Consider the following 17,823-nt stretch of genomic DNA (forward strand, 5'->3'; position numbering starts at 1 on the left):
CGGCCGGCGGGACCTCCGGCGGACCTGATGATGACAGAGGGTCCATCGCGATGATGACGCCTTCATCAGAATCCCCGGGAACGCTGGCGCCGGGCGGCGTCCCGTCGCATGTTGACGCCATGGACCCCGTCACCCGCCGCCGCGCCCTGAAAGGCGCCGCCGCAACCCTCGCCGCGCCGGCCATCCCCGCCGCCGCGCAGCCCGCCACCCTCGCGCCGCCCCGGCGGGTCGACCAGCCGCTCTTCGGCGCGGTCTCCTGGACGCTGGGGAACGGCCTCCGCGTCGTGCTGGCGGAGAACCGCCGCGCGCCCGTCGCCGCGCATTATCTCTACGCCTCGGCCGGTGCCGGCGAGGACCCGGCGGGCAAGTCGGGCGTGGCGCATTTCCTCGAGCACATGATGTTCAAGGGCAGCCCGAACATCCCCTCCGGCGCCTTCAGTCAGACCGTCGCGCGCGAGGGCGGGCAGGACAACGCCTTCACCAGCCGCGACGTCACGGCCTACTACCAGATTGTCGAGGCCTCCCGTCTGCCGCTCATGATGCGGATGGAATCCGACCGCCTGCGCGAGCCGCTGATCCCGCCGGACGAGCTCGAATCCGAGCGCGGCGTGGTCCTGGAGGAGCGCCGCTCCCGCACCGACGCCGTGCCGCGCGGCCGCTTCCGCGAGGCCTTCGACGCCGCCATGTGGGGCCCGCAGCACTGGCGCGGCCGCCCGCTGATCGGCTGGGAGGACGAGATCCGCGCCATCACCCGGCAGGACATCGTGGACTTCCACCGGCTGCACTACACGCCGTCGAACTGCGTGCTGATCGTGGCCGGCGACGTGCGCGAGGGCGATCTCCGCCGCTGGGCCGACGAATTCTACGCGCCGATCCCGGCGCGCGACGCGCCGCCGCGCAACCGCGCGCCGCTTCTCGCCGAGGCCCCCGAGGCCCGGCTGGAGCGCCGCGACCCCGCCGTGCGCGAGTCGAGCTTCCTCAAGACCTATGCCGCGCCCTCGGCCACCTGGGGCGAGACCGACCTCGCCGATCCGCTGGAGATCTTCGCCCATCTGCTGGGCGGCGGCACCGGCTCGCGGCTGCACAAGGCGCTGGTCGAGACCGGCCTCGCGGTGAGCGCCGGCGCCGGCTACGACGGCGACACGGTGGGCGTCGGCACCTTCGGCGTCTATGCGACGCCGCGGGCCGGCGTCGACAACGCGCGCATCGAGGCGGCGATATCGGCTGTGCTGACCGACCTCGTGCAGGAGGGCGCCTCCGAGGCCGAGGTCCGCCGCGCCGTACGGCAGGAGACGGCCGGCTCGCTGCTGGCCCTGGACGGGCTCGGCGCCGCGCCGCGCATGCTGGGGGGCGCGCTGGCGATCGGCCTGCCCATCGAGTTCGTGGAGCATTGGCCCAAGCGCATGGCCGAGGTCACACGCGACCAGGTGAACAAGGCCGCCCGCGCGGTGCTCGCCGAGCCGAAGATCGCCACCGCCGGCTGGCTGCTGCCGGGATGAAGAAGATCATCTCCCCACCGGGATCCGGCCGCAACGCGTCCGGCGCCGCCCACCCCACCTCCCGGCCCGGCGCGTCCGTGGCGCGGCGAACCCAAGCGCGCGGAGCGCGCGCCCGGCGTCTGAGGGCACAAAACAATGTCTAATACGCTGTTCGGCGTCGAGCTGCCGGTCCGCCGCGGCTTCTCCGTCCCCATCCAGATCGTCGAGCAGGGCGGCATCTCCGCCTGGCTGGTCGAGGACCATTCCGTCCCCGTCGTCTCGCTCGCCTGGGCCTGGCCGCAGGGCGCGGCCGCCGACCCGCGCGGCAAGGAAGGCCTCGCCAACATCTCGGCCGCCATGCTGACCGAGGGCGCAGGCGACCTCACCAACCTGGCCTTCGCCGACGCGCTGATGGATGCCGGCATCGGCCTCTCCTTCACCGGCGGGCGCGACAGCTTCGAGGGCAGCTTCCGCGCGCTCACCGACGCGCTGCCCGAGGCGGTGCGCCTCGCCAAGCTCGCGATGACGCAGCCGCGCCTCGACGTCGAGGCGCTGGCCCGCGTGCGCGCCCGGGCGCTGCTGGCCTCGCGCCAGTCGTTGGAGACGCCGGCCGGCCTGGCCCGCCGCGCCTTCTGGGAGGCGGGCTTCCCGACCTTCACGGCCGGGCGGCTCGCGACGCCGGAGAGCATCAACGCGATCGGCCAGGACGACATCCGCGCCTGCCTGGGCGCGCAGCTCACCCGCGGCAAGCTGCTGGTCGCGGCCTCGGGCGCGATCGACCCGGCGGGCCTGAAGGCCCTGCTCGCCGAGCTCTTCGGCGCGCTGCCCGACCATCCGCTGCCCGACACGCCGCCGCTGCCCGACCTCGCGGCCTATGGCGTGACGATGCGGCCCAAGGCCGCGCCGCAATCCACGCTGGTCTTCGGCCAGGACGGGCTGCTGCCGACCGATCCAGGTTGGGAAGCCTTCCAGGTTGCGTTGCGCATCCTGGCCGGCGGCGGCTTCACCAGCCGGCTGATGAAGTCGGTGCGCGAGGAGCGCGGGCTGACCTACGGCATCGGGGCGGGGCTCGACCTGCTCTTCGGCCGCGCCGTCATCATCGGCAACGTGCAGACCGCCAATGCCAGCGTGGGCGAGGTCTGGAGCCTGATCCGCAGCGCCTGGACGGAGATGGCGGCCAACGGCCCGACCGAGGCGGAGGTGACGGATGCGCTGGCCTTCCTCGGCGGCTCGCTGCCGCTGCAGTTCACCGACAGCCGCCGCACCGCCTCGCTGATGCTGAACCTGCGGCAGACGGGGCGCGCGCCGGAATGGCTGGCCGGCCGGCCGGCGCGGCTCGCGGCGATCGACCGGACGAAGGTGGCCGAGGTCGCCGCGCGGGTGCTGAAGCCCGACGGCCTCGTGCTGGCGGTGGCCGGGGAACCGGTCGGGCTGTGACGGGACGGCGGCGCCAACCCGGCTCCGCCACCTCCCGACACCGCGACGCAAAGCCGGGCGACGCAAAGCCGGATTTCGTCCAACGGCTTGGCGCTGTTAACCTGTTTCATCACTCCGGATGGATCAGGCATGAACGATTCGAGGTTGGAGAGCGCATGGGCGCGACTGGAGCGTCTGGCCGCCGCGCCGGGGGGCGGAGCGATCCGCGCGCTCTTCGCCGCCGACCCGGACCGCTTCGCGAAATTCTCCCAGCGCGGCGCCGGCCTTCTCCTCGACCGCTCCAAGACCTCGATCTCGCCGGAGGTGCAGGCCGCGTTGCTGGACCTTGCCGTCGCGGCCGATGTCGAGGGCAAGCGCGCGGTCATGGCCTCGGGCGGCATCGCCAACCCGACCGAGGGCCGCGCGGCGCTGCACATGGCGCTGCGCAGCCAGCTCCCGCACGCGGCCGAGGAATGCGCGGAGGCCAGGGCCACGCTGGCACGGATGCGCGAATTCACGGAAGCCGTGCACCACGGCGAGATCCGCGGCGCCACCAACCAGCGCTTCGACACCGTGCTGAACATCGGCATCGGCGGCTCAGACCTTGGCCCGGTGATGGTGGGGCGTGCGCTCTGGCGCGCCGGCGACCCGATGCGGCCGATCCATCTCGGCAATGTCGACGGCCATGGCTGGGAGACGGTGCTGCCGCTGCTCGACGCGCGGCGGACCCTGGTGCTGGTCGCCTCCAAGACCTTCACCACGCAGGAGACCATGGCCAACGCCCGGCTGGTGAAGCGCTGGATGGAGGCGAGCGTCGGCCCGGCCGGGGCCTCCGCGCATTTCGCGGCGCTCTCGACCAACATGAAGGACACGGCCGCCTTCGGCATCGCACCCGACCGCGTCTTCCCCTTCGAGGACTGGGTGGGCGGGCGCTTTTCCCTGTGGTCGGCGATCGGGCTGTCGCTGGCGCTCTCGCTGGGCTGGGAGCGCTTCCGGGCGCTGCTCGACGGCGCCGCGGCGATGGACAGCCACTTCCTCGAGGCGCCGCTGGCGGAGAACCTCCCTGTCCTGCTGGCGCTCACGGAGATCTGGCACGTGAACGGGCTGGGGCTGCGGCGGCGCGCGGTGCTGCCCTATGACGAGCGGCTGCGGCGGCTGCCGGCGCATCTCCAGCAGCTCGAGATGGAGAGCCTGGGCAAGCGTGTGACCGTGGAGGGCGTGCCGATCACGCGCTCCACCGGGCCAGTGGTCTTCGGCGAGCCGGGCACCTCGGCGCAGCACAGCTTCATGCAGCTCGTCCACCAAGGGCCGAAGCCGGTGCCGGTGGATTTCATCCTCATCGCGAAGCCCGACCACACCCATGCGGAGAACCACCGCATCCTGCTGGCCAACGGCCTCGCCCAGGCGGAGGCGCTGCTCGCCGGCCGCAACGCGGAGCAGGTGGCGGAGGACATGCGAAAGGCCGGCGCCGACGAGGCCACCATCGCACGGCTGGTGCCGCACAAAATCTTCCCGGGCGACCGGCCCTCGGTGACCATCCTGCTGCCGCGCCTCGATCCCTTCACGCTGGGCGCGCTGATCGCGCTCTACGAGCACAAGGTGTTCACGCTCGGCGCGGTCTGGGGGATCAACCCCTTCGATCAATGGGGCGTGGAGCTCGGCAAGGTGCTGGCCAATCCCCTGGTGCGCGAGCTGGAGGCCGGGGCGCGCGGCGCCGGCCACGACGGCTCGACGGCCGGGCTGCTGGCCGAGGTGCTGCGGCTGCAGGGACAGGCGTGACCGAGCGGGAGAAGATGCTGGCCGGCGAGTTCTACCGCAGCGCCGATCCCGAGCTGCAGGCGGAGCTCTCGGCCACCGCCGCCTGGCTCGCGCACTACAACGCCGCCTGCATCGACACCCCCGCCATGCGCCTCGCGCTGCTGCGCGAGCGGCTCGGCGAGGTGGGCGAGGGGGCGGTGATCCGCCCGCCCTTCCATTGCGATTTCGGCTGGAACATCCGCCTGGGCGCCGGCGCCTTCCTCAACTTCAACTGCGTGATCCTGGACGTGATGCCGGTCGCGATCGGCGATCGCACGCAGATCGGTCCCGGTGTGCAGATCCTGGCGGCCGATCATCCGCGCGATGCCGCCACGCGCGCCGCGGGGCTGGAGTTCGGGCGGCCGATCCGCATCGGCACGGATGTCTGGATCGGCGGCGGCGCGCTGATCCTGCCGGGCGTCACCATCGGCGACGGCGCGGTGATCGGCGCGGGCGCGGTGGTGACGCGCGACGTGCCGGCGGGCGCGACGGCCATGGGCAATCCGGCGCGGGTCAGGGGAACGCCAGCCGCGTGACGTAGGCGCGGATGTCCCGGGGCCAGGCTTCGATCTGCGCCTCGAAGCGCGCGCGATCGTCGGCGTAGAGCGCGCGCAGGGCCTCCTCGAAGCCGGGCCGGTCGCCGGCCAGCGCGGTCATCGCACGATAAGCCGTGTCCTGTGCGCCGCGACGGCCCTGCGCATCCTTCCGCCGTGCCTCCTCGACCAGCCGGCGCAGCACCACCGAAGCGCCGCCGGGCTGTGTGGCCAGCCATTCCCACTGCCGCGGCAGCAGCGTGACCTCGCGGCCGACGACGCCGAGCTTCGGGCGTCCCCGCTCGCGCGGGGGATCGCCGAGTCGCGCGGCCAGTTCGGCAGGCGTCCCGCGCAGGTCGAGGTCCATGACGCGGCCGGTGCGGTCGTCGAGCACAAGGACCGTGCCCTGCGGCTCGGCGGCCGCCTGCACGGCGAGGGCGACCTCGGCCAAGGGGCCGGCGGCCAGGAGGCGGGAGCCGGCGAAGGCGGCGCAGGTGACGGGATGGTCCATGTCGGGATGCTCGCTGTGATGCGCTCCATTTATACCAGGGCGAAAATCCCGTCAATTTCACCCGGGTAAAATACCTTCATGGTTTTCAACCTGCCGCGACCCTACAATCGCGTCGTGACCATCCGACTCCTTCCCACCACCACTGCGAACCGCATCGCCGCCGGCGAGGTGGTCGAGCGCCCGGCCGCGGTGGTGAAGGAGCTGGTCGAGAACGCGCTCGACGCCGGCGCGCGGAACATCCGCGTGGCGCTGGAGGAGGGCGGCATCGGCCGCGTCCTCGTGGAGGATGACGGCCACGGCATTCCCGAGGACGAGCTGGCGCTCGCGGTCGAGCGCCACGCCACCTCCAAGCTGCCGGAGGAGGCGATGCTCTTCGCCATCGGCACGCTGGGCTTCCGCGGCGAGGCGCTGCCCTCCATCGGCGCGGTGTCGCGGCTCTCGCTGACCTCGCGTATCAGGGGCGGCGAGGCGCATCGCGTGACGGTCGAGGGCGGGCGGAAATCCGCGGTGCAGCCGGCCTCGGGCGCGCCGGGCACGCGGGTGGAGGTGCTGGACCTCTTCTTCGCGACGCCCGCGCGCCGGAAGTTCCTGCGCACGCCGCGCGCCGAGGGCGACGCCGCGATCGACGCGCTGCGGCGGCTGGCGCTGGCCTGGCCGGAGGTGGGCTTCGAGGCGACGCTCGACGGCCGCACCGTGCTGAACCTCGCGCCGGCCGCGCGCGACGCCCGCATCCGCGACCTGCTGGGCGCCGACTTCGCCGCCGCCGCCCTGCCGGTGGTGGGGGAGTGGGACGGGCTCGCCATCGCGGGGCTGGCGGGCGGGCCAGCTTTCACCAAGGCGAATGCGCTGGAGCAGCACCTCGTGGTGAACCGACGCCCGGTGCGCGACCCGCTGCTGCGCACGGCGCTGCGTGTCGCTTATCGCGAGGTGATGGCGGCGGGCCGCCATCCCGCGGCCGCGCTCTTCCTGGAGCTGCCGCCCGGCGAGGTGGACGTGAACGTCCATCCCATGAAGACGGAGCTCCGCTTTCGCGAGGCCGAGCGGGTGCGTGGCGCGGTGATCTCGGCGCTGCGGCGCGCGCTGGGCTTCGGGGTCGGCCAGGGGACCGGAAATTCTCCCACCCGGAGCATGGGCTATGCCGGCCCCGCACGGCTCTCCTTTCCGGCGCCGGCGCCCCATCGGCCGCAGGGCTTCGCCGAGGCGCCGCTGCCGCTGGCCTTCTCCGCGCCGAAGCCGATGGAGGCGCCAGCCGCTCCGGTGCCGCCGGAGCATCCGCTCGGCCGGGCGCTGGCGCAGGTGCTGGAGACCTACATCCTCGCCGAGGCGCCGGACGGATCGCTCATCCTGGTGGATCAGCACGCGGCGCATGAGCGCCTGACGCATGAGCGGCTCTCCGAGGAGATGCATGCGGGCGGCATCCGCGCGCAGCCGCTGCTGCTGCCGGCCGTGGTGGAGATGCCGCAGGCCCACCGCCTCGCCGAGGCCGCGCCGGAACTGGCGAGGCTCGGCCTGGAGCTGGAGGGCTTCGGGCCCGGCGCCGTGCTGGTGCGCGCCATGCCCGCGGTGCTCGGCGCGCCCGATCCGGCGCCGCTGCTGCGCGACCTCGCAGAGGAGCTGGAGGAGAGCGGCGAGGGCGTGGCGCTGGCGCTGCGGCTCGACGCCGCCATCGCGCGGCTGGCCTGCCATGGCAGCATCCGCGCCGGGCGGCGGCTGACGCCGGCGGAGATGGACGCGCTGCTGCGGGCCATGGAGCGCACGCCGCGCGCCGCCACCTGCAGCCATGGGCGGCCGACCTTCCTGAAATTCGGTCAGGCCGAGTTCGCGCGGCTCTTCGGACGGAGCTGAGCCGACTCCCAGATCACCTCGCAGTCGGTAGCGGCGCGCAGTATCAGGGTCAGGCCGTCGAGCTCGGCGAGCGGCGATTCGCCGCGCAGCACGGCCAGCACGGGATCCAGGGGGGCGGGCAGGGCCAGCGGTGGCAGCGTGACCCGGGCCGAGGTCCCAGCGGCGAGCCGCAGCATCGGGCGCGCGGGCCCGCCGGCCAGGGCGACCAGCGCGCCCTCCCCGAGGATGCGCGCCTCGCGCCAATGGGCCTCGGGGATGAGTTCGCTACCGGCGTCCCAGACGCGGCAGGCGGGCGGCAGCGGCCCCTCGCCACGCGTTCCCGAGAGGCGCAGCGGCACGCCCTCGGCGCGCAGGGTGCCGCCCGGGCCGGCCTGACCCAGCACCACCCAGCCGGCCGTCGGGGCCATGATCCGCGCCTCGCCGAGGATCAGGGTGGAGGAGGGCGCCGCCGCCGGAAGGTGCACGGCCACCAGCCCCGTCATGGGCAGGTCCAGGCCGCGTGGCCGCCCGTCGAGCCAGAGCACGGTGACGCCGGGCCGGCGCTGATGCAGCAGCCTCATCGCGCGGCCTCGGCGGCGAGCAGCCAGGCGGTGCGGCGGATCATCGCCGTCTCGTCCCAGGATGCGGCCACCTCGCGTGCCACGGCGACGCGGCGCGTGGTGCCGTCGCGATCGGCGAGGCATTCGGCGAAGGCGGCGGCGATGTGGCCCGGGTCGCGCATCACCAGGCGGGCCATCTGCTGTGCCTCGGGCCAGGCCTCCAGCGCGGCTGATGTCGCGAGGATCGGAACGCCGGCACGCGCGGCCTCCAGCACGGCCAGCGGGGCGCCTTCATGCTCCGAGGCGAGGAGGAAGGCGTCGGCCAGGGCCAGCAGGCCGGGAATATCGGCGACATGGCCCAGCAGGTGGACGCCGGGCGCCCCGCGCAGCGCCTCCTCCAGCGGTCCGGTGCCGGCGAGCGCCACGACCGCGGGTGCGATCCGCGCGGCGATGCCAGGGGCCAGCGCGGCGCCCTTGCGGGAATCGAGGCGGCCCACGCCCAGCAGGAGCGGCACGCCCTCCGGCAGGCCGAGACCGCCGCGGGACGACGACGGCACGGAGACGGAAGCGGGCAGGCCATTGGGGATGGCGGCCACGCGGCCATGAGGCAGGCCGAACAGCGCCTCCAGCCGCCGCGCCGCCGAGGCCGAGACGGCGGCCCAGCCGGCCCGCAGCCCCGCGGCCACGGCGCGGTCCGTGACGCCGAGCTCCCAGTCGCGCCGGACCAGATGCGCCACGCCCAGCATGGGGATATCGGCCGCCTCCAGCGCCTGCATGGCGCCGAGGCCCTCCTGCGGCGAGCCGAGGCCGATCAGCGCAGCCTCGGGGCGGAAGCCGGCGAGGACCGGCGCCAGCGCCGCCGCCTGCCGCGCGCGCATCACGCCGGATTCGAGGCCGGGATCGAAGGCGACGGGGGTGGGGCGCAGCGGCAGCTCGCCGGACAGGCGCCCCATCAGCGAGGGATCGGCGGCGACCAGCACCTCCGCGCCCATCGCCGCGAAGCCATCAGCCACGCGAAGTGTCTGCGCCTCGGCGCCGCCGACTTCCGACGAGGGGATCACGAAGAGGATCCGCTCGGGCGCGGTCATCCGCGCAGGATCAGCAGCCGGGCCTTGCCGTGGCTGCGGTCGGCCAGGGTCTCGAAGCGCGTCTCGGGGATGGGGTCGCGCGCGCCGAGCTCGGTGCAGATCAGCGCGCCGGGGGCGAGCCAGCCGGCGGCGTCGAGCGCCTCCAGCGCGGGCGCCAGCAGGCCGGAGCCATAGGGCGGGTCGAGGAAGACGAGGCTCGCGGGCTGCAGCGGGCGGGGGGGCTTGGTCGCGTCGCCGGCGATCACTTGTGCTTCCGCGCCGCAATTGGCGATGTTGGCGCGCAGCGCGGTCAGGGCCGCGCGGTCCTTCTCCAGGAAGACGGCCCTGACAGCGCCGCGCGACAGCGCCTCCAGGCCGAGCGCGCCCGTGCCGGCGAAGGCGTCGAGGACGGTCGCTCCGTCGACGAATTCGCGCCCGGCCCAGGGGGCGTGCCAGAGCATGTCGAAGAGGGCCTGCCGCGCACGGTCGGAGGTGGGGCGGGTCCCTTCACCCGAAGGGGCGACGAGCTTCTTCCCCTTCCATTTTCCCGAGATGATTCTCATGGATTTTTACCGTCCTCAGACGCTGGGCGGCCGCTCCGCGGCCTTGGCTTCGCCGCGCGACTGGAGTGCCCGGCCTGCAAGTCGGTTGGGCGGCGCCGGCCGCAGTCGCGGCCGGGTTCTCCTTCGGCGTGCCTGGCTCTCATCAGCCGCGCTTCCGCGCGGGAGCCGCGAGGCCCAACTGCTCGCGCAGCACCTTCGGATTCACCTCGTCCACCGCGCCGCGCTCGAGCTGGCCGAGCTGGAAGGGCCCATAGGCCACGCGCAGCAGCCGCGAGACCTCCAGGCCGAGATGTGCCATCACGCGCCGGATCTCGCGGTTCTTGCCCTCCTGCAGCGCCATGGTCAGCCAGGCATTGTCGCCCTTGCGGCTGTCGAGCCCGGCCTCGATGGAGCCGTAGCGCACGCCCTGGATGGTGATGCCGTTCTTCAGCCCCGCCAGCACGGCGGGCTCCACATGGCCGAAGACGCGCACGCGGTAGCGCCGCACCCAGGCGTTGCTCGGCAGCTCCAGCCGCCGGGCCAGCGCGCCGTCATTGGTGAGGAGCAGCAGCCCCTCGCTGTTGAGGTCGAGCCGGCCGACGGAGATGAGCCGCGGCAGCCCCTCGGGCAGCTTCTCGAAGACGGTGGGGCGGCCCTCGGGGTCGCGATGCGTCGTGACCAGGCCGGCCGGCTTGTGGAAGCGGAAGAGCCGCGTGCGCTCGGGCTCGTTCACGGGCTGGTTGTCGACGGAGACGACGTCGTCGGGCTGCACGAAGGTGGCGGGCTGGGTGACGAGCTTGCCCGAGAGCTTCACGCGCCCCTCGGCGATGATCTTTTCGGCATCGCGCCGGCTGGCCACGCCGGCGCGGGCGAGCCATTTGGCGATGCGCTCGCCGCGCTCCGAAGCGTCCTCTTTCGCTTCGCTGCCCGGCCGATTCAGCTCTCCGGGCTTCGCCCTCCGACCATCGGACGGGGCGTTCATGCGCAGGCCTCCACGAAGGCGCGCAGGATCAGCGGGTCGGCCGGGTCCACCGCATATTCCGGGTGCCATTGCACGCCAAGGGCGAAGCGGTGCCCCGTCGCCTCGATGCCTTCGATCAGCCCGTCCGGCGCCGTGGCGTTCACCACCAGCCCGGCGCCGACCGTCTTCACCGCCTGATGGTGCGCCGAGTTCACCGCCATCCGCGCGCGGCCGGTGATGCGCGCGAGCAATGTGCCTGCTGCGATTGCAACCTCGTGGCCCGGCTCGGTGCGCGGATTGGGCTGCTCGTGCGGGATGTCGCTCGGCAGCTCGTCGGGGATGTGCTGGATCAGCGTGGCGCCCAGCGCCACCGCCAAGAGCTGCTGCCCACCGCAGATGCCGAGGACGGGCGCGTCGCGCTCCAGCGCCCGGCGCGTGACGGCGAGCTCGAAATCTGTGCGTCCCGGCTTCAGCGTGACCTTGGGATGCGGCGCCTCGTCGCCCCAGAGGGCGGGATCCACGTCGAAGGCCCCGCCAGTGACGAGCAGGCCATCGATCGTGTGGAGATAATCGGAGGCGAGCTCCGGCGCGTGGGGCAGGGCGACCGGCAGACCGCCCGCCGCGATGACAGCGGAAAAGTAGTTCTGGCGCAGCGCGTACCAGGGCAGCTTCGACCAGCCCCCGGCGGGCTCGGCGTCGAGGGTCAATCCGATGACGGGACGTTTCATGCGGGCTGTGAAGCAGCGTGGCGCCTGCGCGTCCAGATGAAGTTTGCGCGAAGCTCCCCTGTTCGCCAGAAGGGCGCGCATGAGCCCCATGGAAATCGCGCTGGAGGAGGCGCGCACCGCCGCCCGTCGCGCGGAGGTGCCGGTCGGCGCCGTCGTCACCGACGGCGAGGGCCGCGTGCTGGCACGCGAGGGCAACCGGGTGGAGGAATGGCGCGACCCCTCGGCCCATGCCGAGATGCTGGCGCTGCGCGCCGCGGCCCGGGTGAGCCAGGAAAAGCACCTGGCCGGGGCCACGCTCTGGGTCACGCTGGAGCCCTGCGCCATGTGCGCCCAGGCGGCCAGCCTCTTCCGCGTGGAGCGCGTGGTCTTCGGCGCCTACGACCCTAAGGGCGGCGGCACTGAGCACGGGGCCCGGGTGTTCCGACATCCGCAGTGCAACCACGTGCCCGAGGTGGTGGGCGGCGTGCGCGAGAGCGAGGCGGGCGCGCTGCTGCGGGAGTTCTTCGCCGGCCGGCGCTGATCGGCCCCGCCCGTACTCCGCGCCATTCCACAAGGTGCGCGGTCATCGGCCAAGTGAATATCCGGCATGCGATGGGGGAATTTGCCGATCTTCGTGGGAGGCCCATGTTGCATCTACACGAGACGGCCTATCCCGACCGCCCCGCTTCCCGACGGGACCCATCGTCATGATCCACGACCTTCTTTTCGCCGCCGCTTTCATCGGCCTTTCCACGCACGCCTTCGGGCTCGTCCACCGGACGCCGGCTCCCTTCCGGATCCAGTTCGGCGGCCAGGGCTGAGCCGCAGGCGGTTTCACCCGATCCTGCCGTCTTCCCGCCCTGGACGGCATCGGCTGCCGGAATTCTCGCATATCAACAGCAAATCTCCAGAATTCCGGAAGACGATCTCCAAGTCCTGGCCCGCGCGAAACGGCACAAAAGGGCGGCCGGCGCATGAAGCACCGACACGCCACACACACGCACCAGAAAGGATATCACCATGACTCGCACCACTCTTCTCGCCGCGGCCGCTCTTGTCGGCTTGTTCTCTGCCAACGCCTTCGCCGCCGGCCCGCAGCTGGTCGACGAGGCCAACAGCCCCACCATCGTCTATGACGCGCCTTCGGCGAACATCGTGGGTTCGGCCAACGCGACCGTCAGCGGGGCACCCGGCCAGACCCAGTACGAGACGCAGCGCGTCTTCCGCACGCAGTCTCCCTCCATCGCGAGGAACCCGTCGCAGATCGTGGTCGACAGCAGCAACTGACGCTGCCTGGACCTCGATGGCCGGGAAGGGCCGGCGGTGAATCCGCCGGCTTTTTCCATTCCAATTCACCCTGTTGGCCTTCTGCCTTGGCAAGCCCCGTCGCCATCAGTCCCGCGTATGACGGACATGTGACAGGGCGCATGGCTCAAAACCGCCATCTGCAGTAGGTGTATATGCAACGAAGCGGCCTATCCCGACCGCCTCGACTCATCAAAGGGAATCATTCGCCATGATCCGCACCACCCTCCTGGCCGCCGCCGTGGCCGGCCTGTTTTCTGCGTCCGCCTTCGCCGCCGGCCCGGTCCTGGTCGACGAGGCGTACAGCCCGCACATCGTCTATGACGCGCCCTCGGCCAACATCGTCGGCAGTGCCAATGCCCGCGTGAGCGGCACGCCCAGCACCACGAGCTACGAGACGCTGCGCGTCTTCCGTACCCAGGCGCCGCCTGCCAGCTACGACTTCGGCGTGAACCAGCCCTGGCAGCTCGAGGTCGACAGCAGCAACTGATCCCCTCGGGACCAGTGACACGGTTGGCCGGCGGAGCGATCCGCCGGCCGTTTGCGCTCCGAAACGGATTCCACGTCGACGTCGGCCATCACCTGAGTGAATGACGGATATGCCATCGTGGAACTGGCAGGAAACCTGGCGCAGATTATTGTTGTATATGCACGAGACGGCCTATCCCGACCGCCCCGGTTAACTTGGGAACAATCGTCATGAACCGCTCTCTTCTCCTTGCCGGCCTCTTCGCCGCCCTGGTCTCCACCACCAGCGCCTTCGCCCAGTCGAGCCCCCTCGACCAGACTCCGAGCCCGACCGTCGTCTATGGCGACCTGGTCACCGTCGGCAGCGCGCCGATGGACGACAGCCTGAACAACCACTGGCAGCTCGGGACCGGCAGCCAGGGCTGACCATTCAATCCCGGCCAGGCAGCTTTCCGCTGCCTGGCCGGAACCGGCGTGTCGCTCACTGCGCCGAATGGGCCTCCGACAACTGAGGACGGCGAGCGCCTTTCGGATCCGGATGCGACGCGGGAAGCCGCAATCTCCGCCTGGGCCGACGCATTGCGGCTAGTCCGCCTGGGTCGTCGTAAAAACGGGCATGCGGGGAGAATCGCCTGCCGGGCTATTGTCTTTGGGAGGGTTATCCCTGTTGTTCATATCTTCTCTGTAGTTTTCCCAATCCAGGACATCCTCGTAGCCGAAATCCTTCAATAATATGCAAGTCTGACCGAGAATATGGTCTATTATAATTCTAAAATCCGAATATGTTTTATATATGCTTGATTGTTTATCAAATTTCTCTCGTTTCTTGTCGAGAATTTGAAGCGATTTGAATGTAGACACTCCAAGTATATAGAGATTCGATATCTTCGGCGGCATCCGACTCATTGTATATTTTGATGAAGTTCTTAAATTTTCTAAAAGAGTCGGATTTTCTTGTATTTTTTCCAGGCGATCTTTGTCTTTTTCCATGGCGTTGAGATAGGTTTTGAATCCGGATGGTATTCCTTCGAAGAAAGAATTTATTTCAGAAATTTCAAGTCTTCGTGAATCGACAACCTCCTGATCGGTCTCAACTCTCATCCTGAGCGCATCCCGACCTCCGTCGTCTCCCCTGTAATCGCGCAATTTACGGGAGGAAGCGATAAGAAGGAGCTCGTCCTCTTTCAGTTGGGTCCGGACCTTTTCCAAACGGTCCGCCCTTTCCTTATCCAGCAGCCTGGAGCTGAGGCCAAAGGTATTCAGCCTTGTCGCCTGGCTGAGCCACCGGATCTTTTCGGCTTCGTTCATGTCGTGTCACCAAAGGAATGCTGGTCGGGCCGAAGCAGGGCGAGGCCGCGGATGCCCGCCGCCAGCTGTGGGGCCCCGGCCCTTTGTGGACACGCCAAGCCTTATCGGGTGCCGCTTCCGCGCGACCATGCGTTCGCGCCATGCCACCATCCGCGGCGTGCGGCAGGCGGCCCGCTGGCGGCGGCGCGGCCGGGCGGGCGAGACGGGAAGGGGAACCGCGCTTCAGTGAATCGCGGTCTCCGGCGTCCCTCCCGCCCGCCAGAGGCCGCGGTACATTCCTTCCGTCCCGAAGGGCAGGGCGGCGTTTCCAGCCGCATCGACCGCGATCAGCCCGCCCTTGCCACCCGCCGCGGGCACGCGCCTGAGGGCGACTTCCTCCGCCGCCTCCGCCAGCTTCCTTCCGCCGAGCCGGACCAGCGCCGAGATCTCGTGCGCAGCGGCGCACCGCAGGAAGGCCTCGCCCGTGCCGGTGCAGGAGACGGCCACCGCCCCATCCGCCCAGGTCCCGGCGCCGAGGATGGGCGAATCGCCCACGCGGCCGGCGCGCTTGTTCGTCATCCCGCCCGTCGAGGTCGCCGCCGCCAACGCGCCGGACATGTCGCGCGCCACGGCGCCCACCGTCCCCATGCGCGCCGGCAGGTCGTGGTCCAGCGCCACGGTATCAGCGGCCCTCGCGGCCTCGAGCTGCGCGCGGCGATGCGCCGTCTGGAAATACGCCGGCGATTCCATCGCGAGCCCCTGCGATTCCGCGAAGGCGTCGGCCGCCGCGCCGGCCAGCAGCACATGCGGCGTTGCATGCATCACCTCACGCGCGGCGAGGATCGGGTTGCGGATTCGCGTCACGCCCGTCACCGCGCCGGCGAGCGAGTCGCCGCGCATCAGCGCCGCATCCATCTCGATCGTGCCCGCGGCCGTGAAAGTGCTGCCGCGGCCGGCGCTTGAACAGAGGAAAATCCTCCAGGCTCGTCACGGCTGCGATCACCGCGTCCTCGGCATGGCCGCCGGCGGCGAGGATGGCGCCGCCTGCCTCCAGCGCCGCGCGCAGGCCGGCGCGGTACTTCGCCGCCTTTTCCGCGGTCAGCTCCGTCAGGGAGACGGTGCCGGCGCCGCCGTGAATCGCCAGGGTCCAGGTGCTCATGCCATCAAGCCAAGGCGCGGCATGCCCTCGCGTCAACCGCCGAGCCGCAGCCCAAGCTCGCGCACGGTCTCGATCTCCTGCGCGTTCACGACCTGCGAATCGTCGGCGTAGCCCTCGGGATCGAGGTAGCGCACCGGCATGTCGAAGCGCGCCAGCACGGCGAGATGCTGCGGGTCGTGCACCGCCAGCTTGAAGGCATCGTGGATGGCCAGGACGATCTCCGGCGGCGTGCCGCGCGGGGCGGCGATGCCGTAGCTGCTCTCGCCGGTGTAGTCGTAGCCGATCTCGCGGAAGGTCGGGACCTCCGGGAAGCGCGCCGCCCGCGTCGAGTTCCAGATGGCGAGCGGCCGCACGCGCCCCTCCAGGGCCATGTCCGCCCAGGCGGAGGTCTCGGCGGAGAAGTCGATCTGACGGCCGAGCAAGGCCTGCAGGTTGGGCGCCGCGCCCCGGAAGGCCACCGCGGTCCATTCGATGCCCGCCTGCCGCGCCACGCGCCGCGGCACGATGTCCGTCGTGTTGGCGCCGGGCGTGCCGAAGAAGATCTTTCCGGGATGGGCGCGGGCGTGGTCGATCAGCTCCTGCATGGTCCGCCAGGGCGCGTCGGGCCGCACGACCACGCCGCCCATGTAGCCGACCATGCGGATGACCCAGGAGAAATCGGTCAGGGGATCGAAGGGCGGGACCATGCCCTGCGCCCGCATGAGCGCCGGCATGCGGAAGGTGGCGAGCGGCATCTGGCTCAGCGTGTAGCCGTCGGGCCTGGAGTCGCGCAGCGCCTGCGGGCCGAGCGTGCCGGAGGCGCCGGGCCGGTTCTCCACCACCACCGGCTGGCCGAGATGCCGCGAGGCGATCTCGCAGACCATGCGCATCTGGATGTCGGTGGCGCCGCCCGGCGTCCAGGGGACGAAGACGCGCAGCGGCTTTTCCGGGAAGCGGCCCTGGGCGAGCGCGAGCGACGGCGCGGCCAGGACCGCGCCCAGCACGGCGCGGCGGGTGGGATCGGACATGGCTTCCTCCGTTGCGGGGAAGTCTGGTGACTTCGCGGGCGCTTCCGCAACCCGCCGCTTCGCAGCTGCGAGAGCACAACCTGAAGATGTCTTCACATGTTCGTGGCATCCGGCGGTTGCGCAGGTGTATCGTCCCGGCGGCGACGCGGCCCAAAGATGGCGGCGCGCCCATGGAGGAGACAGATCATGGATATCCCCCGCCGCACCCTTCTGGGTGCGGGCGCCGCGCTTGCGTCCGCGCCCTTCCTGCCCCGGCCGGCCGAGGCCGCCGCGCCCTTCCGCAATGAGCTCCCGCCTGCCTGGCACCGCTTCCGCATCGGCGAGTTCGAGGCCACCGTGGTCTCGGACGGCCGTCTGCCACTCGGCGAGCCCGGCCCGGCCTTCCCCGCCTCGCCGCCGCAGGAGATCGCGGCGCTGATGCAGGCGAACTTCCTGCCGCTGAACGCCGCCAACCTCGAGCAGAACGCGCTCGTCGTGAACACGGGCCGGCACCTCGTGCTCTTCGACACGGGCATGGGCGACAGCATGGGCCCGGCCAGCCAGATGTTCGGCCCCACCACCGGCCGGCTGCTGCGCAACATGCGCGCGGCCGGGATCGAGCCCTCGCAGATCGACATGGTGATCCTGACCCACGCCCATTGCGACCATTGCTGGGCGCTGGTGGACGCCCAGGGCAACCGCAACTTCCCCAATGCGCAGGTGGCCGTCACCGAGACGGACCTGCGCTTCTGGACCGATCCCGCCAACAAGCGCGGCCCTGAGTTCATGACCGCCTTCATCGACGGCGCCACGAAGAACCTCAACGCCTATCGCGACCGCCTGGTGATGGTGCGCGACGGGGCGGAGGTGATCCCGGGCATCCAGGCGATCGCGGCGCCGGGCCACACGCTCGGCCACACGATCTATGCGGTGACCTCAGGCAACCGGGTGGTGGTGAACACCGGCGACCTCGCGCATCACTCGGTGCTGCTGCTGCGCCGGCCGCTCTGGGAATTCGCCTACGACACGGATCCGAAGATGTCGGCGCAGACGCGGGCGCGGGCGCTGGAGCGCTTCGCGACGGATCGCACGCAGATCCTCTCCTACCACTTCGCCTGGCCGGGGCTCGGCCATGTGGCGAAGGAGCAGGAAGGCTATGCCTGGATGCCGACCGCGATGGATGTGACGGCGCTGGGGTAGGGAACCCGGAGGGAGGCTTCTT

20 protein-coding genes are annotated in these 17,823 nt (G+C 71.2%); 10 read left to right on the forward strand and 10 right to left on the reverse strand.

Features of this window, described 5'->3' with window-relative positions:
• Window positions 1-119: 119 nt before the first annotated feature.
• The 4 genes from AC1ROY_RS12310 to AC1ROY_RS12325 all read left to right on the forward strand — a co-directional run bounded on the left by AC1ROY_RS12310 (window position 120) and on the right by AC1ROY_RS12325 (window position 5,227).
• Window positions 120-1,499: a M16 family metallopeptidase gene (locus tag AC1ROY_RS12310; RefSeq protein WP_493149116.1), complete on the forward strand. Its 1,380-nt coding sequence runs from the start codon at window positions 120-122 to the stop codon at window positions 1,497-1,499.
• 135 nt (window positions 1,500-1,634) lie between these two features.
• The gene (locus tag AC1ROY_RS12315; RefSeq protein WP_493149117.1) at window positions 1,635-2,915 is read left to right on the forward strand and encodes a M16 family metallopeptidase; all 1,281 of its coding nucleotides are present in this window, start codon (window positions 1,635-1,637) and stop codon (window positions 2,913-2,915) included.
• A 129-nt stretch (window positions 2,916-3,044) separates the two neighbouring features.
• Entirely contained in the window at window positions 3,045-4,673 is a 1,629-nt protein-coding gene (gene pgi, locus AC1ROY_RS12320; protein WP_493149118.1) for a glucose-6-phosphate isomerase, read from the forward strand.
• Between the two features lie 14 nt (window positions 4,674-4,687).
• On the forward strand, window positions 4,688-5,227 hold the full coding sequence (locus tag AC1ROY_RS12325; RefSeq protein WP_493149458.1) for a sugar O-acetyltransferase: 540 nt from the start codon (window positions 4,688-4,690) through the stop codon (window positions 5,225-5,227).
• Here the strand turns inward: AC1ROY_RS12325 and AC1ROY_RS12330 are convergent.
• Window positions 5,205-5,735, reverse strand: coding sequence for a DUF2239 family protein (locus AC1ROY_RS12330; RefSeq protein ID WP_493149119.1), 531 nt, complete (start codon window positions 5,733-5,735; stop codon window positions 5,205-5,207). The genes AC1ROY_RS12325 and AC1ROY_RS12330 overlap by 23 nt on opposite strands.
• Before the next feature lie 114 nt (window positions 5,736-5,849).
• On the opposite strand from AC1ROY_RS12330, the gene mutL reads away from it, so the two are divergent.
• A complete protein-coding gene (gene mutL, locus AC1ROY_RS12335) occupies window positions 5,850-7,580 on the forward strand; it encodes a DNA mismatch repair endonuclease MutL (RefSeq protein WP_493149459.1) in 1,731 nt (576 codons plus the stop codon).
• On the opposite strand, the gene AC1ROY_RS12340 is transcribed toward mutL, so the two are convergent.
• The 5 genes from AC1ROY_RS12340 to AC1ROY_RS12360 form a co-directional block, all read right to left on the reverse strand.
• Window positions 7,544-8,140, reverse strand: a complete 597-nt coding sequence (locus tag AC1ROY_RS12340) for a hypothetical protein (protein ID WP_493149120.1) — start codon at window positions 8,138-8,140, stop codon at window positions 7,544-7,546. The genes mutL and AC1ROY_RS12340 overlap by 37 nt on opposite strands.
• Window positions 8,137-9,207 carry a glycosyltransferase gene (locus tag AC1ROY_RS12345; protein WP_493149121.1) on the reverse strand — a complete coding sequence of 357 codons (1,071 nt, stop codon included), beginning with the start codon at window positions 9,205-9,207 and terminating at the stop codon, window positions 8,137-8,139. Before AC1ROY_RS12345 ends, AC1ROY_RS12340 begins: the two co-directional genes overlap by 4 nt.
• Complete coding sequence (rsmD, locus tag AC1ROY_RS12350) at window positions 9,204-9,749, reverse strand: 16S rRNA (guanine(966)-N(2))-methyltransferase RsmD (protein WP_493149122.1); 546 nt, start codon at window positions 9,747-9,749, stop codon at window positions 9,204-9,206. Before rsmD ends, AC1ROY_RS12345 begins: the two co-directional genes overlap by 4 nt.
• 142 nt (window positions 9,750-9,891) lie before the next feature.
• Window positions 9,892-10,710, reverse strand: coding sequence for a pseudouridine synthase (locus tag AC1ROY_RS12355; RefSeq protein WP_493149123.1), 819 nt, complete (start codon window positions 10,708-10,710; stop codon window positions 9,892-9,894).
• A complete protein-coding gene (locus AC1ROY_RS12360) occupies window positions 10,707-11,417 on the reverse strand; it encodes a gamma-glutamyl-gamma-aminobutyrate hydrolase family protein (RefSeq protein WP_493149124.1) in 711 nt (236 codons plus the stop codon). The genes AC1ROY_RS12355 and AC1ROY_RS12360 overlap by 4 nt, the downstream gene beginning before the upstream one ends.
• A 79-nt stretch (window positions 11,418-11,496) precedes the next feature.
• Between AC1ROY_RS12360 and AC1ROY_RS12365 the strand changes: the two genes are divergently transcribed.
• The 4 genes from AC1ROY_RS12365 to AC1ROY_RS12380 all read left to right on the forward strand — a co-directional run bounded on the left by AC1ROY_RS12365 (window position 11,497) and on the right by AC1ROY_RS12380 (window position 13,595).
• Window positions 11,497-11,937, forward strand: coding sequence for a nucleoside deaminase (locus AC1ROY_RS12365; protein ID WP_493149125.1), 441 nt, complete (start codon window positions 11,497-11,499; stop codon window positions 11,935-11,937).
• A gap of 479 nt (window positions 11,938-12,416) precedes the next feature.
• Window positions 12,417-12,683 (forward strand): hypothetical protein, encoded by a 267-nt coding sequence (locus AC1ROY_RS12370; RefSeq protein WP_493149126.1) that lies wholly within the window; start codon window positions 12,417-12,419, stop codon window positions 12,681-12,683.
• Between the two features lie 229 nt (window positions 12,684-12,912).
• The gene (locus tag AC1ROY_RS12375) at window positions 12,913-13,191 is read left to right on the forward strand and encodes a hypothetical protein (protein WP_493149127.1); all 279 of its coding nucleotides are present in this window, start codon (window positions 12,913-12,915) and stop codon (window positions 13,189-13,191) included.
• 209 nt (window positions 13,192-13,400) lie between these two features.
• Entirely contained in the window at window positions 13,401-13,595 is a 195-nt protein-coding gene (locus AC1ROY_RS12380) for a hypothetical protein (RefSeq protein ID WP_493149128.1), read from the forward strand.
• Window positions 13,596-13,754: 159 nt separating this feature from the next.
• Here the strand turns inward: AC1ROY_RS12380 and AC1ROY_RS12385 are convergent, their stop codons facing one another.
• From AC1ROY_RS12385 to AC1ROY_RS12400, 4 genes are all read right to left on the reverse strand, one after another.
• Entirely contained in the window at window positions 13,755-14,477 is a 723-nt protein-coding gene (locus AC1ROY_RS12385) for a hypothetical protein (protein ID WP_493149129.1), read from the reverse strand.
• A gap of 222 nt (window positions 14,478-14,699) precedes the next feature.
• Window positions 14,700-15,356 (reverse strand): isoaspartyl peptidase/L-asparaginase family protein, encoded by a 657-nt coding sequence (locus tag AC1ROY_RS12390; protein ID WP_493149130.1) that lies wholly within the window; start codon window positions 15,354-15,356, stop codon window positions 14,700-14,702.
• Window positions 15,283-15,615, reverse strand: a complete 333-nt coding sequence (locus tag AC1ROY_RS12395; RefSeq protein ID WP_493149131.1) for an isoaspartyl peptidase/L-asparaginase — start codon at window positions 15,613-15,615, stop codon at window positions 15,283-15,285. The genes AC1ROY_RS12390 and AC1ROY_RS12395 overlap by 74 nt, the downstream gene beginning before the upstream one ends.
• A gap of 32 nt (window positions 15,616-15,647) precedes the next feature.
• Complete coding sequence (locus AC1ROY_RS12400) at window positions 15,648-16,622, reverse strand: Bug family tripartite tricarboxylate transporter substrate binding protein (protein ID WP_493149132.1); 975 nt, start codon at window positions 16,620-16,622, stop codon at window positions 15,648-15,650.
• Window positions 16,623-16,808: 186 nt separating this feature from the next.
• Here AC1ROY_RS12400 and AC1ROY_RS12405 point away from each other — a divergent pair, with 186 nt between their 5' ends.
• A complete protein-coding gene (locus AC1ROY_RS12405; RefSeq protein WP_493149133.1) occupies window positions 16,809-17,801 on the forward strand; it encodes an MBL fold metallo-hydrolase in 993 nt (330 codons plus the stop codon).
• Window positions 17,802-17,823: the final 22 nt, after the last annotated feature.

The sequence above is a fragment of the Roseococcus sp. GW821-FHT12F05 genome, assembly GCF_058806835.1.